Below are 17,734 nucleotides of genomic sequence, written 5' to 3'. Positions count from 1 at the left end.
AGCTCGCTCCTACAGCATCGGGGGCAGGGTGCCTAGCAGGGACACCGCCGCCACCGCGGCCACGCCTAACAGCCATTCGAGTTTCACACTGGCCTGCAGTTGCCCTACGCGCTGCTGGCAATGCTTGATCCGCAGACGATTGAGCAATGCCAGGCCCAGCATCCCCGCCACCAGCAGCACCTTGATCAACAGGATCAAGGCAAACCCGCTGAACAGCGGAGTCGGCCAGAACTGCCCGGTGAGCACACGGATATTGATCAGCCCGGTGACCAGCAAGCCGGCCACCAACAGATAACCGACACCGCTGAAGCGCTGCAGGATTTTCTCCAGTGGGTACAGGGCCGCTTGGCGCAGGATCAACACCAGCAGCAACAACCCGCCAAGCCAGGCACCGACGCATAGCAGGTGCACCATCTGGTTGAGAATCAGCAATTGCCCGCTGAGGCCACTGAGCATCGCGCCGTGCCCCACGGGGGCCAGGGTGGCCAGCAGCAGCGCACTGAGGAGCAGGCGCACGTGATGCCAGGGTGTCAGCAGGTTCAGCACCAGTAGGCCATTGAGCAACAGATGCAGGCTCCAGACCTGTCCGAAGAAGGTCTTGCCCAGCACCAACTGCACCGTCGCCAGGTCCAGCGCCGCCAGTTCACTGCCGGCCATACTGGCACTGATCAACAGCAGCCAGCTCACACCCGACCCCAGGGCCAGCCAGGCCAGCAGCGCGGTGATGCGTGACAACTGCCGGTCCAGGGCCGGCCGCGGGCTTGTGCCCACTAACCAGGGCCTGAGTACACAGGCCCCGAACATCAGCAAAACCACCATAAAGTGCAGGAAACGGCACAGCACCAGCAGGGTTGCCATGGGTTATTGGCCGACCTTGAAGCTGTAATTGCCTGCGCTTTTGTGGGTGTCGACCGAGACGGCTTGCCACTCGACCTTGTAGGTGCCAGCGGTCAACGGTGCGGCTGGGGTCACCACCAAGGTTTTCTTGTTTGCGTCTGGGGTTTCCAGGCCCTTGATTGCCACTTCAGTGCCGTCCTTGCTCAGGGAGACCTTGGTGAACGTGGTCTCGATACCTTCGGAGAACACCAGGCGCAGGTCAGTGGGCGCGGCGACGGTGCTGTCGGCGGCCGGCGTGGAGCTTTTCAGGTGGGCATGGGCAAAGGCGGCCGAAGCCCCCAGCAGCGAGGCCAGCAAGGTCACCGTGGTCAGGGTTTTCTTGATCAACATCGTGCAATACCTATCAATGGGAGAAGGGGCAGTGTACGAAGTTTCTACTTAGGCTGTCGCCCCGATCTAGAGCGGATGGTAGTCTTCCAGGCATGTCGTTGTCAGGGAGCCCCTATGGGCAATCACAAGATCGGTATCCGTCGGGTCAACGTCGAAAAGATTCTGCTGGCCGCTGAAAAGGTCTTCGCCGAGAAGGGCTATGGCAGCACCGCCATGGCCGACATTGCCGAACAGGCGCAACTGCCGCGCTCCAATCTGCATTACTACTTCAGCACCAAGAGCGAGTTGTACAGCGCGGTGTTGTTCGACCTGCTGGAAGTGTGGAAGCAGGACGCCCTGTGCTTCGAGATGTTCGATGACCCGCGCGTGGTCCTGAGCAGCTACATCCGGGCGAAGATGCAGCATTCGCGCAGCCGCCCGTATGGCTCGAAAGTCTGGGCCAACGAAATCATCCACGGCGCGCCGACCCTCGGCGAAGCGCTGGATGCGAGCCTGTACGACTGGGCCAAAATGAAGGAAGCGAAAATCCGCCAGTGGGTGGAAGACAAACGCATCCTCGCGGTGGAACCCTCGAGCCTGCTGTATATGATCTGGGCCTCGACCCAGCACTACGCCGACTTTGATCACCAGGTGATGATCCTCAATGATCATCAGGCGTTGTCGGATATGCAGTTCGAGCGGGCGGTGCAGACGGTGACCAGTGTGATTTTGCGGGGGATTGGGTTGGAGCCCTGAGTTTGTGGTGGGGATTGGGGCCTCATCGCAGGCAAGCCAGCTCCCACAGTTGATCGGGTTCACACAATCAAAATGTGGGAGCTGGCTTGCCTGCGATAGCGATTTAAAAGGCTACACCGCCTCTCGGTAAGGGTTGCGTGGATCCTGCGTCCAATTCAAAAACGGTTTGCCGGTGTCCATCGGCACCATCTCGATGCAGTCCGCCACCGGGCAGGTGATCTGGCACAGGTTGCAGCCCACGCATTCGTCGTCGATCACTTGGTACACATGGGTACCATCGGCCTGCTTGAGGCTGGCAATCGCCTGGTGCGAAGTGTCCTCGCAGGCAATATGGCAGCGTCCGCAGCCAATGCAGGCGGCCTGGTCGATCTTGGCGATCACTTGGTAGTTGATGTCCAGGTATTTCCAGTCTGTGGTATTACCCACGGCGCGCCCGGAGAAGTCCTGCAAGCTGCTGTAGCCTTGGCTGTCCATCCATCGCGACAAGCCATCCTTCATCTCGTCGACAATCCGAAAACCATGCAGCATCGCCGCCGTGCATACCTGCACCGCGCCACAGCCAAGGGCCACGAATTCTGCGGCATCGCGCCAGTTACCGATGCCACCAATCCCGCAGATCGGCAGGCCCTGGGTCTGGGGGTCGCGGGCGATTTCAGCGACCATGTTCAACGCAATCGGCTTGACCGCCGAGCCGCAGTAGCCGCCGTGGGTGCTCTGGGTGCCGACAATCGGCAAGGCGACCATGCGCTCCAGGTCCACACTGGTGATGGAGTTGATGGTGTTGATCAGCGACACCGCATCGGCGCCGCCCCGATAGGCGGCCCGGGCGGCCACGCGGATATCGGTGATATTGGGCGTGAGCTTGACGATCACCGGCAGCGAACAATAGGTCTTGCACCAGCGCGTGACCTGTTCCACATATTCCGGCACCTGGCCCACTGCTGCGCCCATGCCGCGTTCGGGCATGCCGTGGGGGCAGCCGAAGTTCAGCTCGATGCCGTCGCAACCGGTGGCTTGCACCAGCGGCAGGATGTTTTTCCATGATTCTTCGACGCACGGCACCATCAACGACACGATCAGGGCGCGGTCGGGCCAGTCCTTTTTCACCTGGGTGATTTCCCGCAGGTTGATCTCCAGGGAGCGGTCGGTGATCAGCTCGATATTGTTGATGCCCAGGACTTCGCGGTTGGCGCCAAAGTGCGCCGAGTAACGGGATGAGACGTTGACGGCTGCCGGGTCCTCGCCGAGGGTTTTCCAGACCACGCCACCCCAGCCGGCCTCGAAGGCGCGCACCACGTTGTAGGCTTTGTCGGTGGGGGGCGCGGAGGCCAGCCAGAACGGGTTGGGGGCTTTGATACCGGCGAACACAATCGATAGATCGGCCATTTACGCAGCCTCCACATTGAGCATGAGTTGAGCGTGCATGGCCTCGGCGGCCAGCTTGCCGTGTTGCACGGCCTGGACGGTGAGGTCCTGCCCGAGGCTGACGCAATCGCCGCCGGCATACACGCCGGGGATGCTGGTTTGCAGCTGTGCATCGACAAAGATCCGCTCGCCCTGGCGTTGCAGTTGCTGGGCCAGTGGGTCGTGCAAGGCCTGCTCGTCGAAGCCTTGGCCGATGGCTTTGAAGATTGCATCTGCCGCCAGCTCGAAGGTTTCGCCGGTGGTGTGCAGGCGGCCGTTTTCCAGGCGCGTGCGGGCAAAGCGCATACCGCGCACCTGGCCTTGGTCATCCAACAGCACGGCTTCGGGTTGGGCCCAGGTCAGCAAGCGCACCTGGTTGGCCTTGGCGATATCTTGCTCGTGGCCGGTGGCGCCCATGCCGGCAAGGCCCCGGCGGTAGACCAGGTTGACATCGCGCGCGCCCAGGCGGGCCATTTGCACGGCCATGTCGATGGCGGTGTTGCCGGCACCCAGCACAATGCAGCGATCGGCCAGGGGCATTTGGCTGAGATCATCGGTCTGGCGCAGTTCGCGGATGTAGTCGGTGGCGGCGAGCAGTCCGGGGGCATCCTCGTGGGGCAGGCCCAGATGCTTGCTGGCGGCCAGGCCCAGGCCGAGGAATACCGCGTCGAATTGCTGGTGCAGGTCGCTCAGGCTCAGGTTGTCGCCCAGGCGCTGGCCGTGGCGGATTTCGATGCCGCCGATCTGCAGGAGGAAATCCAGCTCCTTCTGGGCAAAGTCATCCACCAGTTTGTATTTGGCGATCCCGTATTCATTGAGACCACCGGCCTTTTCCCGAGCTTCGAAAATCACCACATCATGCCCATGCAAGGCACTGCGATGGGCGCAGGACAAACCCGCAGGCCCGGCGCCCACCACCGCGATGCGCTTGCCGGTCGCGGCGGCGCGTTGGAAGGGGTGTTGGTCAAAGTGCGCGTTGTCTACGGCGTAGCGCTGCAACAGGCCGATCAGCACCGGTGCGCATTCTTCGCTGTTGTTGCGCACACAGGCTTGCTGGCAGAGGATTTCGGTCGGGCACACCCGGGCACAACTGCCGCCGAGGATGTTGGCCGAGAGAATCTTCTGCGCTGCGCCCTGGACGTTGTCGGTGTGGATATTGCGGATGAACGACGGGATATCGATCTCGCTGGGGCAGGCATTGACGCAGGGTGCGTCGTAGCAATACAGGCAGCGCGAGGCTTCCAGCTGCGCCTGGCGGGCGTTGAGCGGCGGTGCCAGGTCGGTGAAATGGCGGGCGAGGGTGGCCCCGTCTTCATGGGGGGTGGGGAAGGTGGGTCAGGGTCTGGATCACGGTAGTGGCCTCACGGTTTTTTTTGCCTCTGGCGGGCATTGGTTTTTTGTGGTTTGCACTGGCCTCATCGCGGGCAAGCCCGCTCCCACCTTTGAACGGTGTGAACCCGATCAAGTGTGGGAGCTGGCTTGCCTGCGATTGGCGATGTCAGCGGTTTACAGCGGCTGGCTTGGAATGCTCAGCGCGCTTGCGCAACTGCTCGAACACCGCCGGGTACGCCGGCCGCTCGACATAGCGCCCGGCACCACGTTCGGCGCGCAAATCGCCATCGACCCACACCAGCTTGCCCTGGCTGATGGTGTGGCTGGGCACGCCGCGTACGGTCTTGCCTTCGAAGATGTTGAAGTCCACCTGCTGATGGTGGGTCTTGGCCGAGATGGTCCGCGTGCCCTGGGGATCCCACAGCACCAGGTCGGCATCGGCACCGACGCGGATCGCGCCCTTGCGCGGGTAGAGATTGAAGATTTTTGCGGTGTTGGTGGAGGTCAGCGCAACGAACTCCTGCATCGACAGGCGCCCGGTGTTGACCCCTTCGTCCCACAGCAGCGCCATGCGGTCTTCGATGCCGGCGGTGCCATTGGGGATCTTGCTGAAGTCGTCACGCCCGGCGGCCTTTTGTTCGGCGCAGAAGCAGCAGTGATCGGTGGCGGTGGTGTGCAGGTTGCCTGATTGCAGGCCACGCCACAGCGCCTCTTGATGCCCGCGCGGGCGGAAGGGCGGGCTCATCACGTAGCCTGCTGCGGTCTGCCAGTCGGGGTGCTGGTACACGCTGTCGTCCAGCAACAGGTGCCCGGCCAGGACTTCGCCATAGACCGCCTGGCCCTTGGCGCGGGCGTAAGTGATTTCGTCGAGGGCTTCCTGGGTCGAAACGTGCACCAGGTACAGCGGCGTGCCGATGGTTTCGGCAATGCGGATCGCGCGGCTGGCGGCTTCGCCTTCCACTTGCGAAGGGCGCGACAGCGGGTGGGCCTCGGGGCCGGTGATGCCTTGGGCCAGCAGCTTGCGTTGCAGGTGATAGACCAACTCGCCGTTCTCTGCATGCACGGTGGGCACCGCGCCCAGTTCCAGGCAGCGCTCAAAACTGGCGACCAGGGTATCGTCGGCGGCCATGATCGCGTTCTTGTAGGCCATGAAATGCTTGAAGCTGTTGATGCCGTGATGGGTCACCAGCTCGGCCATTTCCTCGCGGACCTGTTCGCTCCACCAGGTGATTGCCACATGAAACCCGTAGTCGGCCGCCGACTTCTCGGCCCAGCCGCGCCACTGGTGGAAAGCTTCCATCAACGACTGCTGCGGGTTGGGAATCACGAAGTCGATGATCGACGTAGTCCCGCCCGCCAGGCCCGCCGCCGTACCGCTGAAAAAGTCCTCGCTGGCCACCGTACCCATGAAGGGCAATTGCATGTGGGTATGGGGATCGATCCCGCCGGGCATCAGGTATTGGCCGCTGCCATCAAGTATCTCGGTGCCGGCGGGAACATCCAGGTTAGTGCCAATGGCGCGGATTAGAGCGTCTGCGCACAAGACATCGGCTTTATAACTTTCATCATGGGTAACAACGGTAGCGCCACGGATCAACAGAGACATGCCGAGTTCCTCAGAGGCTTGACCGGCTTATGCCAGTTCTAAGTGTTGTAGTACTGCTCACTGTGCAAGATCGATTCTTGTCTTGGGTGACAGGAATAGAAACTAGCCCGAGTTTTTCGAATGATCAAGATTATTTTTTTATAAGCATATATCTTTGATAAGTTGTTGAATATTAACGATAAAAAATGAAAATCACCAAAATGTAGCGCACTCTCACCATTTTGACGCACTTGACAGGTTCCCAATATGAGCAACATTTCCTATTGCAAATCAGGCGCTTGAGAGTTGCCTCTTGACGGCGGGCAGTAATAAAAAATAATTGTGTTGCACCAGATTGAGTCCTGATTGTTCGGACAACTTCTGCGTTATTTGGCCTGAGTAACGTTGAAAGTGCCGTGGGACTTTTCGGTAGAGAAAATAAAGCTGATAAACATCAGTCAGTTATATAAGCGGTACGGATGGGCCGACGGCCTGCGGCACGGTAATTGAGTGCGCTGCCGGTTGGCCGGGTCCGTGATGTCATGTTCATGCGGGACTACGGCCATCCAGCGTTGAGCGCCGGATGAGCAACAATAATTTTAAAAAAACCGTGGAGCGGCCATGCAACAGAACAGATCGCAAGTCATAGAACGCGACGGCCTGTATGAACTCGACGCCGGCAGCGACGTCCTCGACAGCCCCCGTTACAACCACGATATGGCGCCGACCAAGGTGCACGAGCGAACCTGGAACAAGTGGCACATCACCGCCCTGTGGGTCGGCATGTCGATCTGCGTGCCGACCTACACCCTGGGCGGGGTGCTCACCGCGTACTTCGGCCTGTCGGTGGGCGAAGCGCTGGTGGCGATCCTGCTGGCCAATATCGTAGTGCTCATCCCCCTGACGCTTAACGCCTTTCCCGGCACCAAGTACGGCATTCCGTTCCCGGTGCTGTTGCGCTCGTCCTTCGGCATTCTGGGCTCCAATGTGCCGTGCCTGATCCGCGCCCTGGTGGCCTGCGGTTGGTTCGGTATCCAGACCATGTTCGGCGGGCTGGCGATCCATTTGTTCCTCGGCTCGATTTTCGAGGGCTGGAAGAGCCTGGGCGGCACCGGCGAGGTGATCGGCTTCATGATTTTCTGGGTGCTGAACCTGTGGGTGGTGCTGCGTGGTGCCGAGTCGATCAAATGGCTGGAAACCCTGTCGGCGCCGCTGCTGGTGGCTGTGGGCGTCGGTTTGCTGGTGTGGGCGTTGCCCAATGTGTCCCTCAGCGAATTGATGGCGATCCCGCCCAAGCGTCCCGAAGGTGCGAGCCTGACGGGTTACTTTATGGCCGGGCTGACGGCGATGGTCGGGTTCTGGGCCACTTTGTCGTTGAATATTCCCGACTTCAGTCGCTATGCCAAAAGCCAGAAGGACCAGATCCTCGGGCAGATTTTCGGCCTGCCGCTGACCATGTTCCTGTTCGCTGCACTGGGCGTGATCATGACCGCCGCGTCGGTGAAGCTGGTGGGCGTCAGCGTCTCCGACCCGGTGACCCTGATCGGGCATATCCAGAGCCCGGTGTGGGTGGCGGTGGCGATGGCGTTGATCATCGTTGCCACACTGTCGACCAACACGGCAGCGAATATTGTCTCGCCCACCAACGACTTCCAGAACATCGCCCCCAAGCTGATCAACCGCACCACGGCGGTGATTCTGACTGGCCTGGTGGGGTTGGCGCTGATGGCCCATGAACTGCTGAAAAAGCTTGGCCTGATTGTTTCCGATGTCAGCCTGGAAACCGTGTATTCCAACTGGTTGCTCGGCTATTCGAGCCTGTTGGGGCCGATTGCCGGGATCATGGTGGTGGACTATTTCCTGATCCGCCGCCAGCAACTGGACCTGGCGGGGCTGTACCGCGATGACGTGTACCCGGCGTGGAATGTGGCGGGATTTATCGCGTTTGGCGTGCCGGTGGTGCTGACCCTGTTGTCGCTGGGTAGCGATGCGTTCAGTTGGTTCTACAGCTACGGCTGGTTCACTGGGTCGGCGTTGGGCGGGTTGTTGTATTACGGCCTGTGCAGCAAGCGTAAAACCAGTCCGGTCGCTGCCAAGACATCCCTGTAAGCGATGTGGAATGCAATCAACTGTGGGAGCGGGCTTGCTCGCGAATGCGCTGTATCAGTCAATACATCCATCACTGACCCACCGCCTTCGCGAGCAAGCCCGCTCCCACAGTTGGACCGCGTCAATCATAAGAAATATTGCCTGAGGAGATCACTATGAACGCTGCCATCGACGTTCTGCAATCCACCCATCAGCACGTCAACCGCGACCGCCTGTGGCAGTCGCTGATGGACCTCGCCAAGCTTGGCGCTACCCCCCAAGGGCGGTGTCTGCCGCCTGGCCCTGACCGACCTCGATCGCCAGGCCCGCGATCTGTTTGTGCAGTGGTGCGAGGCGGCGGGTTGCACCGTAACGGTGGATGGGGTGGGCAATATCTTCGCCCGTCGCCCGGGGCGCAACCCGGCGTTGGCACCGGTAATGACGGGCAGTCATATCGACACCCAGCCGACGGGTGGCAAGTTCGATGGCTGCTTTGGCGTATTGGCGGGCGTCGAGGTGTTGCGCACGCTCAACGACCTGAAGATTGAAACCGAAGCGCCGCTGGAGGTGGTGGTGTGGACCAACGAAGAGGGCTCGCGCTTCCCGCCATGCATGATGGGTTCCGGGGTATTTGCCGAGAAATTCACCCTGGCAGATACCCTGGCCAAGACCGACGCCGAGGGCATTACCGTGGGCGATGCGTTGAATGCGATTGGCTATGCGGGCACCCGGCGGGTCAGCGGGCATAAGGTGGGGGCTTACTTCGAAGCCCATATCGAACAAGGCCCGATCCTTGAAGATGAACGCAAAACCATCGGCGTGGTGCTGGGGGCACTCGGCCAGAAATGGTTCGACCTGACCCTGCGCGGCGTCGAGGCCCATGCCGGGCCGACGCCGATGCACCTGCGCAAGGACGCCCTGGTCGGTGCCTCGGCGGTGGTTGCTGCGGTCAATGCTGCTGCCCTCGGCCATCAACCCCATGCCTGTGGCACGGTGGGTTGCCTGCAAGCCTATCCTGGCTCGCGCAATGTGATTCCTGGCGAAGTGCGCATGACCCTGGACTTCCGGCATCTGGAACCGGCGCGCCTGGACTCGATGATTGCTCAGGTGCGCAAGGTGATTGACGACACCTGCGCCAAGCATGGCCTGACCTTCGAGATGGTGCCGACTGCCGATTTCCCACCGCTGTATTTCGACAAGGGCTGTGTCGATGCCGTGCGAGAGGCGGCCACGGGTCTAGGCCTGTCAAACATGGATATCGTCAGTGGCGCTGGGCACGATGCAATCTTCGTCGCCGAATTGGGACCGGCGGGGATGATATTTGTGCCGTGTGAGGGCGGGATCAGCCATAACGAAATCGAAAATGCGGCACCCGATGACCTGGCGGCAGGGTGCGCGGTGTTGCTGCGGGCGATGCTGGCTGCCTCGGCAACGGTCGCCCGCAAGCAGGTGGCGTAGATCGGTCGGAGCCGGCTTGCCGGCTCTTGGCTTTGCTCAGGCGTGATGCGCGACAGGCTTGTGGGCTTTGGCCCGTATAGCGGTCTTTGACTGCGGGTGATGATGCCGGCGCGTCACGCGCAACACCCCCCACAACATGGCGCCGGCTACGGCCAGCCAGCCCAGTACCAGCAGGAAAATCGTGGTTGTCAGGCTCATGAGTGCCTCCTTTTGCCCTATACAGGGCACACACTGTCTTTGCAATGGACAGTCTAGCTGCCTCCCGGTTGCGTGCTATTGACCAATGGTCGTGTGCGTCCAACTTGTTTGCTCTATGCCGGGCTTTTTACTGCTGTCCAAGGCTATACCGGCGTCCAAGAGCACCCTATGATCAACGCCCCAGCCCGCAGATGATCAAGAGAGTGAAGAAGTTGCGTTTACGGTCGAACCTCAAAAAAACCTTGCTGGTGGCTGCCTGCATCCTCGGAGTGGCCGCATGTGCCGGGCATCCCACACCTTCGAAAATCCAAGGCCTGCCCGAGCGCGTAGAGCTCAACGGTGTGCCGGCGTTTCGTGGCGACACCTACCAGGGTGGCCCGGCGGCCTTGGCCAGCATGCTGTCGCAACAAGGCATTGTGATTACACCGGGCTTGCTGGATAAACCCTTGCACCTGCCGGGCGGTGAAGCCGACCTTGAGCGCAACATGCAGGGACTGGCGCGTGAGTACGGGATGCTGGTGTACCCGCTGGATGCCAAGCTGACGGCGCTGTTGGCGCAGGTGGCGGCGGGGTACCCGGTGATGGTGCGGATCACCGAGGGCTCGACACTGTGGGCTGAGCCGCGTTATGCGGTACTGGTGGGTTTCAACCAACAAAACAGTACGGTGCTGTTGCGAGTGGCAAGGGATCGGCGGCGCCCGGTGGCCTTCAGTGATTTTGAGTCCACCTGGAAAAGCGCCGGGCAGTGGGCGGTGTTGGTCCAGCGCCCGAGCCAGTTGCCGGCCAGCCTGGATGCGGGGCGCTGGCAGCAGGCCGCCAACGCCACCGCCCAGGCCGGCCAGGAACAGGCGGCAGCCCAGGCCCTGAAGGTCATGGCCCAAAGGCAGAAGCAGCCATAAAGCAAACGGCGCCCGAGGGCGCCGTTTTTTATGCCTGCCAGTCGCGCATCAATGGGACTGGGCGACCCCGGTCTGGCGCGCCTTGAGGTTCTTGTCGGCCTTGTATTGCAGAGCAACGTCCGGCACCGAGCCGCTCTTGCCGGTTTCAATCCACTTGCGAATACGGCTGGCATCGGCAAAGTGTGTGAACTTGCCAAACGCATCGAGGATCACCAGCGATACCGGACGATTGCCCATGCTCGTCACCAGCACTAGGCAGTGACCGGCCTGGTTGGTGAAGCCGGTCTTGGTCAGCTTGATATCCCAGTTGGCGCGGTTGACCAGGTGATCGGTGTTGGAAAAGCCCAGGGTGTAGCTGGGCTTGCGGAACGACACGGTTTTTTCTTTGGTGGTGCTCAATTGCGTGAGCAGCGGGTATTTGTGTGCGGCCTGCACCAGCTTGCTCAAGTCGCGGGCGGTGGACACGTTATGGATCGACAGGCCGGTGGGCTCGACATAACGGGTACTGGTCATGCCCAGGGCCTTGGCCTTGGCGTTCATCGCGGCAATAAACGCTGCATAGCCACCCGGATAGTGGTGGGCCAGGCTGGCGGCAGCACGGTTTTCCGAGGACATCAGGGTGATCAGCAACATCTCCTTGCGCGGCATCTCGCTGTTGAGCTTGACCCGTGAGAACACGCCTTTCATTTCCGGGGTGTCGCTGATGTTGATGGAGATGTACTCGTCCATATTCTGCTTGGCGTCCAGCACCACCATGCCAGTCATCAATTTGGTGACGGACGCGATCGGCACGACTACGTCGGGGTTGCTGGCGTAGATCACCTTGTTGGTTTGCAAGTCCACCAGCATCGCGCTGCCCGAGGCGATGTGCAGTTGCGAGGTGTCCCGAGGGGCCAGGGTGGTTTCACTGGCGTTGGCGACAGTGCCTGCGAGTACGAAGAACAGGCTGACGAGAGAAAGACGAATATTCACGCGGATGAACTCGCTAAAAGGTAGGAAAATACCGGGTGCGACCGGCTTTGTGAAAAAAGACGTTACATATTATTAGTATGGATCAGAAACTGATAGAGAGCCTTTACATAAAGGCTATAAGCCGATGATTGGTTGGGCTTGTAGCGATTTTTTACCCCTCTCCCAGGACAGTTAGAACTCTTCGCGGGAGTAGGGCGTGAATACCGGGCGCTCGACGAGTCCCGATCGCGCATCCTGATCCCGCAAGACCCGGGCCGTCATGGTCGTGTTGCGTTTTAGTTGCGTGTCTACCTCGCCGGTTGGCGTGATTCGTTGATAGAAGTGAAGATCTTTTCGAGTTGGTTGTCAGGGAGAGAGGTAATGGCCAGTAAAAAGCTTGAAGCGTTCCGCGAGTGGTTCACGCCGCGTAAGCGGTTATGGGCAGGGGGCGCTTTGCTTGTCAGTGGGGTATTCGGGCCACTGTTCTATCCAAGCCTAAATGGTTATTGGGGTTGCTTGATTGGTCCCGGGGTCATATTTCTCGGCAGCACATGGAATCCCGAAGTTCACGATAAGCGTTGAGCCCCAATGGCCGTCTGGCGCTGTTCAGTGATATGGGGTATTGGTGGCGACCGGCATTGAGCCGGATCCAGGAGAATGCTAAGTAGGGCAGTTCGAAAAGGAGATTTTTATGTCCCTGATGGATCTTGATTTGATCGCGAAGGCCTTGCCTCAAGCTTGGACGTCCACCGTTCTAGGACAGGTAGGCGGCTCCAATATCAAAGTTCTGCGCATGGATGAAATGTCCGTTGAGGCAGAGGTGCATGATTACACTGAGGGCTTGTTGGTCATCTCAGGGCAACTCTTGCTGGGCGTCGGTGGTGAGTCCGTGCGCGTGGGAGAAGGGCAGATCTATCTTGCTCAAGCAGGTGTTGCGCATTCGGTTTTATCTGGAAGCTATGGGACGCTGGTCATCATTGATGTTTGAGGGATGCAGGTGCTCGGTATTGCCCGGACTCGTCAAGCCCAAGATGCACGTTAAAAACTGTGAAATGCTCTACTGAAACCAGGCGCAAGCTCTAAAAAACACAAAAAGCGATTTTTATGTGTGTCTAGTCCTGAAATAGGTTTACACCTGTTTCAGTCTCAAAACGCCCGATGCACCGCATCGGGCGTTTTGTATTTCAGGGACAGGTGTGGCCGTTCCCCGTTGTAGATCAGCACCGATTCATCCACCATTTTCACTGCTTCCGCCAGGTTTTTAGGGCGGCACAGCAAAAGCTCGGTCTTCAAGATCCCGTTTATCCTTTCTGCCAGAGCATTCTGGTAGCAGTCATATCCGTCGGTCATTGAGCATCTAACGTTATGGCTAGCGTGCAAGCGCTGGTAAAGCTCGGAGCAGTATTGGGCGCCACGGTCTGAGTGATGGATCAGTGGCAGCTTGCTTCGACGTTTGCTAATTGCTTTTTCCATCGCTTTGATCACCGACTCGGTATGCAAGCTCTCATGCACATGATGGCCTACGATCTTGCGCGAGTAAGCGTCTGTCACGAGGCTCACGTAGGCGACGCTTTCCTGTGTCGGCAGGTAGGTTATATCTGCGACCCAGACATGCTCGGGCCTGCTGGCAACGATTTGTCCTGGACCCTCTTTGAGCAAATTCGGATGGCGGCGAAAACGGTGATGGCTGTCCGTCGTTTTGTGGTAAGCCCGTTTGCGCACCACCAGTTCTCGAGCGTTGCGCAAGATGCTAAACAGGCGGTCTCTACCGACCCGCACTGGCGCGCCAACTTCGACGCTCATCAGGTAATGCAGCTTGCGCGTGCCTATCCTGGGCTGGCGGCGGCGCTTTTCAAGAACAAAGTCCATGACCTCTTGATCTTGACGAGTCCTTGCGTCAAAAGCTCGATTACGTTGGTAATACGCTTGGCGCGAAATGCCCATGAACAGGCAAGCCCTGGTGATGCTCAGGTCTTGGATTTGCCCTTGCGAGAGGACTTGCCGGGTCGCTTTTTTTACGACGCAAACACCGTAGTCATTCTTCAGAACATTCACGACGGCTTCGAAGAATTGCGCCTTCTGATTGCTTAGCGCCAGCTGTTCTTCGAGCTCTTTGATCCGCTGCTCGGGTGTCAGCGGGAGGGTTTGCTCGGTCATGGACCTGCTCCTCGGCTCTCGAATTGAGGCGCCTTGGCTCCAGTCCTGCCGGCCATGCTTGCGTAGCCAGACCAGTACCGTGGACCGGCCCTGAATGCCGTAGCGCCGTTGAGCCTCTTTATAACTCAACTCGCCCTTTTTCGACCTGGTCTACGACCGATAATTTAAAGGCTAGCGTGTAGTCACGCTGGCTCCGCCTTTGCCCGAATCCATTGGTTCCTCCTGAAGATAGGTCAGAAGGTGTAAACCTTATTCAGGACGGGACAGTGTGCAGTAAAAAGCCCCGCTATAAGGCAGGGCTTGTTCGGTGCAACGGATTATTAGCTGTGCAGGGTTTCGGCTGCGTACAAGGTGTTTTCCAGCAGGCAGGCACGGGTCATCGGGCCTACGCCACCCGGCACCGGGGTAATCCAGCCGGCACGGGGCAGGGCGGTTTCGTACACCACGTCGCCTACCAGCTTGCCGTCTTCCTGACGGTTGATGCCAACGTCGATCACGATGGCGCCTTCCTTGATCCACTCACCCTTGACCAGGCCCGGCTTACCGGCGGCGACCACGACCAGGTCGGCACGACCGACGTGGCCTGCCAGGTCCTTGGTGAAGCGGTGGGTGACCGTCACGGTGCAGCCGGCCAGCAGCAACTCCATGGCCATTGGGCGACCGACAATGTTGGATGCACCGACTACCACCGCATCCAGGCCATACAGATCGACGCCGGTGCTTTCCAGCAGGGTCATGATGCCCTTTGGCGTGCAGGGGCGCAGCAGGGGGATGCGCTGGGCCAGGCGGCCAACGTTATAAGGGTGGAAACCATCGACGTCCTTGTCGGGGCGGATGCGCTCCAGCAACAGGGAGGCATCCAGATGCTCCGGCAGCGGCAATTGCAGCAAGATGCCGTCGATGTTCGGATCGTCGTTGAGGCCGTCGATCAGGTCGGTGAGGGCCTGTTGGGTGGTGTCGGAAGGCAAGTCGTAGGCCTTGGAAATAAAGCCGACCTCTTCACAGTCTTTACGCTTGTGCGAGACATAAACCTGGGAGGCAGGATCGCTGCCGACCAGGATCACCGCGAGCCCCGGCGTGCGCAGGCCCCTGCTGGCGACGCTCGGCGACACGTTTGGCGATCTGCTGGCGCAGGCTGGCGGCGATTGATTTGCCGTCGATAAGTTGTGCAGTCATTACGCGTGATTAACCATCGAGAGGGGAGGAAAAGTGCGCGCATTCTCGCACGCCAGGACGTGAGGGCAAAGGCGCTTGGTCTGCAAATTCCCCTAACCCCTTAAATAAAATGAATTTTTTTTAAAAAAGATTTGACGGCCCCTGGGGGGCGTCTATACTATTCGTCGCACTTGTCGGGCACAGCCTAGCACTGGTTAAGAAGGTCGAGCGCAATAGTTGTTTTGTTGTGTGAGGCTGGAAGCATTTAGTTTGTAGTCCTCCAAGAGTACAGATTAATCAGGCGCCCGTAGCTCAGCTGGATAGAGCATCCGCCTTCTAAGCGGATGGTCGCAGGTTCGAGTCCTGCCGGGTGCGCCATTAGGCAGCTTTGGCACAAGTAGCGCAAGATGGTGGGCGTAGCTCAGTTGGTAGAGCACGGGATTGTGACTCCCGTTGTCGAGGGTTCGATCCCCTTCGTCCACCCCATATTTGAAAAGGCGCCAGATTTAATCGTCTGGCGCCTTTGTTTTAAAAGCTTCAAGCCGCGGATGTGGTGGAATTGGTAGACACACTGGATTTAGGTTCCAGCGCCGCGAGGCGTAAGAGTTCGAGTCTCTTCATCCGCACCAAATACAGCGTCACCCTTGCCATGGGCTAGGTTGGTGCTTAACAAAGAAGGCGATTGGCTTCTTTGTCACGCAATATGGTGGGCGTAGCTCAGTTGGTAGAGCACGGGATTGTGACTCCCGTTGTCGAGGGTTCGATCCCCTTCGTCCACCCCATATTCCGAAAGGCGCCAGATTTAACAGTCTGGCGCCTTTTTTTGTTTTAGCGGTTTGCGTATTCGGCGACTGCAGGTTTTGGGTCGCAGGGGTGGGGCGTTTCGTCGTATTTTTTGTTTCTCGATGATGCCGTGCTACCCGTCGGCCTTGTGTGCAAGGCCGGCAGCCAGGGAGATGGTTGGTGACTTCTTCTATATATAGAAGGGTTGGCACAGAGCCCTGGCGTGATTGGCTGTATTTGTCACTGGGGCGAGGAGCATTCGTGCATTCGTACCTGTAAAATGCCTGCTGTTTTTTAACCCGTTTTCAGTAGGGTGACTTCTTGAGTTTGACCCACTAGAATGCATGCCCTTGATTCTTGGGTCGGAAACGGCCGGCTAACGTCTGTGCAACGAGGAATATCCATGCAAGTTTCTGTTGAAAATACTACTGCTATCGAGCGCCGCATGAGCATCACCGTGCCGGCAGAGCGCATCGAGACTGCGGTCAACAAGCGTCTGCAGCAGACTGCCCAGAAGGCCAAGATCGCTGGTTTCCGTCCAGGCAAAGTGCCGATGAGCGAAATCAAGCGCCGTTTTGGTGCTGACGCGCGTCAAGATGCCGTAGGCGACGTGATCCAGGCTTCCTTCTATGAAGCTGTTGTCGAGCAAAAGCTGAACCCGGCTGGTTCGCCTTCCATCGAGCCTAAGTCCCTGGAAGCTGGCAAGGACCTGGAATACGTTGCCGTATTCGAAGTGTTCCCAGAGTTCACCGTCGCTGGTTTCGAAGGTATCGAAATCGAGCGCCTGAGCGCCGAAGTGGCTGATGCCGACCTGGACAACATGCTGGAAATCCTGCGCAAGCAGAACACTCGTTTTGAAGTGGCCGATCGCGCTGCCCAGAACGAAGACCAGCTGAACATCGATTTCGTGGGCAAGGTTGACGGCGAAGTCTTCGCTGGCGGCTCGGCCAAGGGTACCCAGCTGGTTCTGGGTTCCAACCGCATGATCCCGGGCTTCGAAGACGGCCTGGTTGGCGCTAAAGCTGGCGAAGAGCGCGTTCTGAACCTGACTTTCCCTGCTGACTACCAGAACCTGGACCTGGCTGGCAAAGCCGCCGAGTTCACCGTGACGGTCAACAGCGTTTCCGAGCCTAAGCTGCCAGAGCTGAACGAAGAGTTCTTCGCCCAGTTCGGTATCAAGGAAACCGGTATCGAAGGTTTCCGCGCCGAAGTTCGCAAGAATATGGAGCGTGAGCTGCGCCAGGCCATCAAGTCCAAGGTCAAGAACCAGGTCATGGACGGTCTGCTGGCTGCCAACCCTATCGAAGTGCCTAAGGCTCTGCTGTCCAACGAAGTGGATCGCCTGCGTGTACAAGCTGTTCAGCAGTTTGGTGGCAACATCAAGCCTGACCAACTGCCGGCCGAGCTGTTCGAAGAGCAAGCCAAGCGTCGCGTCGTGCTGGGCCTGATCGTGGCTGAAGTGGTCAAGCAATTCGACCTCAAGCCTGACGAAGACCGCGTTCGCGAAATGATCCAGGAAATGGCTTCGGCCTACCAGGAGCCTGAGCAGGTTGTGGCTTGGTACTACAAGAATGACCAGCAACTGAACGAAGTCCGTTCGGTTGTGCTGGAAGAACAAGTTGTGGATACTGTTCTGCAGAAGGCTAAGGTGACCGACAAAGCGGTCTCTTACGAAGAAGCAGTCAAGCCGGCTGAAGCAGCACAAGCCGACTGATTGTCCAACTCGTTTGAAAATACACCCATAAGCCAGCCTCGCGCTGGC

The 17,734-nt window shown here is 59.0% G+C and carries 12 protein-coding genes, 4 tRNA genes and 3 pseudogenes; 10 read left to right on the top strand and 9 right to left on the bottom strand.

The annotated features are described in order from the left end of the window. Positions 1 to 9: 9 nt before the first annotated feature. Positions 10 to 858, bottom strand: coding sequence for a copper homeostasis membrane protein CopD (copD, locus tag JTY93_RS16285; protein WP_205480647.1), 849 nt, complete (start codon positions 856 to 858; stop codon positions 10 to 12). Between the two features lie 3 nt (positions 859 to 861). Then, positions 862 to 1,227 (bottom strand): copper homeostasis periplasmic binding protein CopC, encoded by a 366-nt coding sequence (gene copC, locus JTY93_RS16280; RefSeq protein WP_205480644.1) that lies wholly within the window; start codon positions 1,225 to 1,227, stop codon positions 862 to 864. 114 nt (positions 1,228 to 1,341) lie between these two features. Between copC and JTY93_RS16275 the strand changes: the two genes are divergently transcribed. Further along, positions 1,342 to 1,962 (top strand): TetR/AcrR family transcriptional regulator, encoded by a 621-nt coding sequence (locus tag JTY93_RS16275; protein ID WP_029298440.1) that lies wholly within the window; start codon positions 1,342 to 1,344, stop codon positions 1,960 to 1,962. 111 nt (positions 1,963 to 2,073) lie between these two features. On the opposite strand, the gene preA is transcribed toward JTY93_RS16275, so the two are convergent. The 3 genes and pseudogenes from preA to hydA form a co-directional block, all read right to left on the bottom strand. Next, positions 2,074 to 3,348 (bottom strand): NAD-dependent dihydropyrimidine dehydrogenase subunit PreA, encoded by a 1,275-nt coding sequence (gene preA / locus JTY93_RS16270; protein ID WP_205480627.1) that lies wholly within the window; start codon positions 3,346 to 3,348, stop codon positions 2,074 to 2,076. Further along, positions 3,349 to 4,717: pseudogene (locus JTY93_RS16265) on the bottom strand (NAD(P)-dependent oxidoreductase). 147 nt (positions 4,718 to 4,864) lie between these two features. Continuing rightward, complete coding sequence (hydA, locus tag JTY93_RS16260) at positions 4,865 to 6,304, bottom strand: dihydropyrimidinase (RefSeq protein ID WP_154908045.1); 1,440 nt, start codon at positions 6,302 to 6,304, stop codon at positions 4,865 to 4,867. A gap of 600 nt (positions 6,305 to 6,904) precedes the next feature. Here hydA and JTY93_RS16255 point away from each other — a divergent pair. Together JTY93_RS16255 and JTY93_RS16250 are read left to right on the top strand one after the other, a co-directional pair. Next, positions 6,905 to 8,392, top strand: coding sequence for an NCS1 family nucleobase:cation symporter-1 (locus tag JTY93_RS16255; RefSeq protein WP_205480527.1), 1,488 nt, complete (start codon positions 6,905 to 6,907; stop codon positions 8,390 to 8,392). A gap of 155 nt (positions 8,393 to 8,547) precedes the next feature. Then, positions 8,548 to 9,829, top strand: a pseudogene (locus JTY93_RS16250) (Zn-dependent hydrolase). Between the two features lie 36 nt (positions 9,830 to 9,865). On the opposite strand, the gene JTY93_RS16245 reads toward JTY93_RS16250, so the two are convergent. Continuing rightward, the gene (locus JTY93_RS16245) at positions 9,866 to 10,027 is read right to left on the bottom strand and encodes a hypothetical protein (protein ID WP_205480522.1); all 162 of its coding nucleotides are present in this window, start codon (positions 10,025 to 10,027) and stop codon (positions 9,866 to 9,868) included. A 212-nt stretch (positions 10,028 to 10,239) separates the two neighbouring features. Here JTY93_RS16245 and JTY93_RS16240 point away from each other — a divergent pair, with 212 nt between their 5' ends. Continuing rightward, positions 10,240 to 10,926, top strand: coding sequence for a peptidase C39 family protein (locus tag JTY93_RS16240; RefSeq protein WP_205480529.1), 687 nt, complete (start codon positions 10,240 to 10,242; stop codon positions 10,924 to 10,926). 48 nt (positions 10,927 to 10,974) lie between these two features. Here JTY93_RS16240 and pbpG read toward each other — a convergent pair whose 3' ends face one another. Further along, entirely contained in the window at positions 10,975 to 11,898 is a 924-nt protein-coding gene (gene pbpG, locus JTY93_RS16235) for a D-alanyl-D-alanine endopeptidase (protein ID WP_205480520.1), read from the bottom strand. Positions 11,899 to 12,568: 670 nt separating this feature from the next. Between pbpG and JTY93_RS16230 the strand changes: the two genes are divergently transcribed. Further along, the gene (locus JTY93_RS16230) at positions 12,569 to 12,865 is read left to right on the top strand and encodes a cupin domain-containing protein (protein WP_205480517.1); all 297 of its coding nucleotides are present in this window, start codon (positions 12,569 to 12,571) and stop codon (positions 12,863 to 12,865) included. A 158-nt stretch (positions 12,866 to 13,023) separates the two neighbouring features. On the opposite strand, the gene JTY93_RS16225 is transcribed toward JTY93_RS16230, so the two are convergent. Then, positions 13,024 to 14,287 (bottom strand): IS3 family transposase gene (locus JTY93_RS16225; protein ID WP_205519037.1). Its coding sequence is split into 2 segments (ribosomal slippage): positions 13,024 to 14,172 and positions 14,174 to 14,287, totalling 1,263 coding nucleotides; the frame shifts between segments, so codons are not numbered across the junction. A 67-nt stretch (positions 14,288 to 14,354) separates the two neighbouring features. After that, positions 14,355 to 15,210, bottom strand: a pseudogene (gene folD, locus JTY93_RS16220) (bifunctional methylenetetrahydrofolate dehydrogenase/methenyltetrahydrofolate cyclohydrolase FolD). Positions 15,211 to 15,490: 280 nt separating this feature from the next. On the opposite strand from folD, the gene JTY93_RS16215 reads away from it, so the two are divergent. From JTY93_RS16215 to tig, 5 genes are all read left to right on the top strand, one after another. Further along, positions 15,491 to 15,567, top strand: a tRNA-Arg gene (locus JTY93_RS16215). Between the two features lie 32 nt (positions 15,568 to 15,599). Continuing rightward, positions 15,600 to 15,675: transfer RNA gene (locus tag JTY93_RS16210), tRNA-His, on the top strand. 58 nt (positions 15,676 to 15,733) lie between these two features. Next, positions 15,734 to 15,818 (top strand) — tRNA-Leu (locus JTY93_RS16205). 77 nt (positions 15,819 to 15,895) lie between these two features. Then, positions 15,896 to 15,971 (top strand) — tRNA-His (locus JTY93_RS16200). Positions 15,972 to 16,375: 404 nt separating this feature from the next. Next, positions 16,376 to 17,686: a trigger factor gene (gene tig, locus JTY93_RS16195; protein WP_029298423.1), complete on the top strand. Its 1,311-nt coding sequence runs from the start codon at positions 16,376 to 16,378 to the stop codon at positions 17,684 to 17,686. Positions 17,687 to 17,734 lie beyond the last annotated feature (48 nt).

Source organism: Pseudomonas hygromyciniae, from assembly GCF_016925675.1.
Taxonomy (GTDB): Bacteria; Pseudomonadota; Gammaproteobacteria; order Pseudomonadales; family Pseudomonadaceae; genus Aquipseudomonas; species Aquipseudomonas hygromyciniae.
The sequence above is the reverse complement of the archived record's forward strand: the minus strand, read 5'-3'. Positions and strand labels throughout refer to the sequence as shown.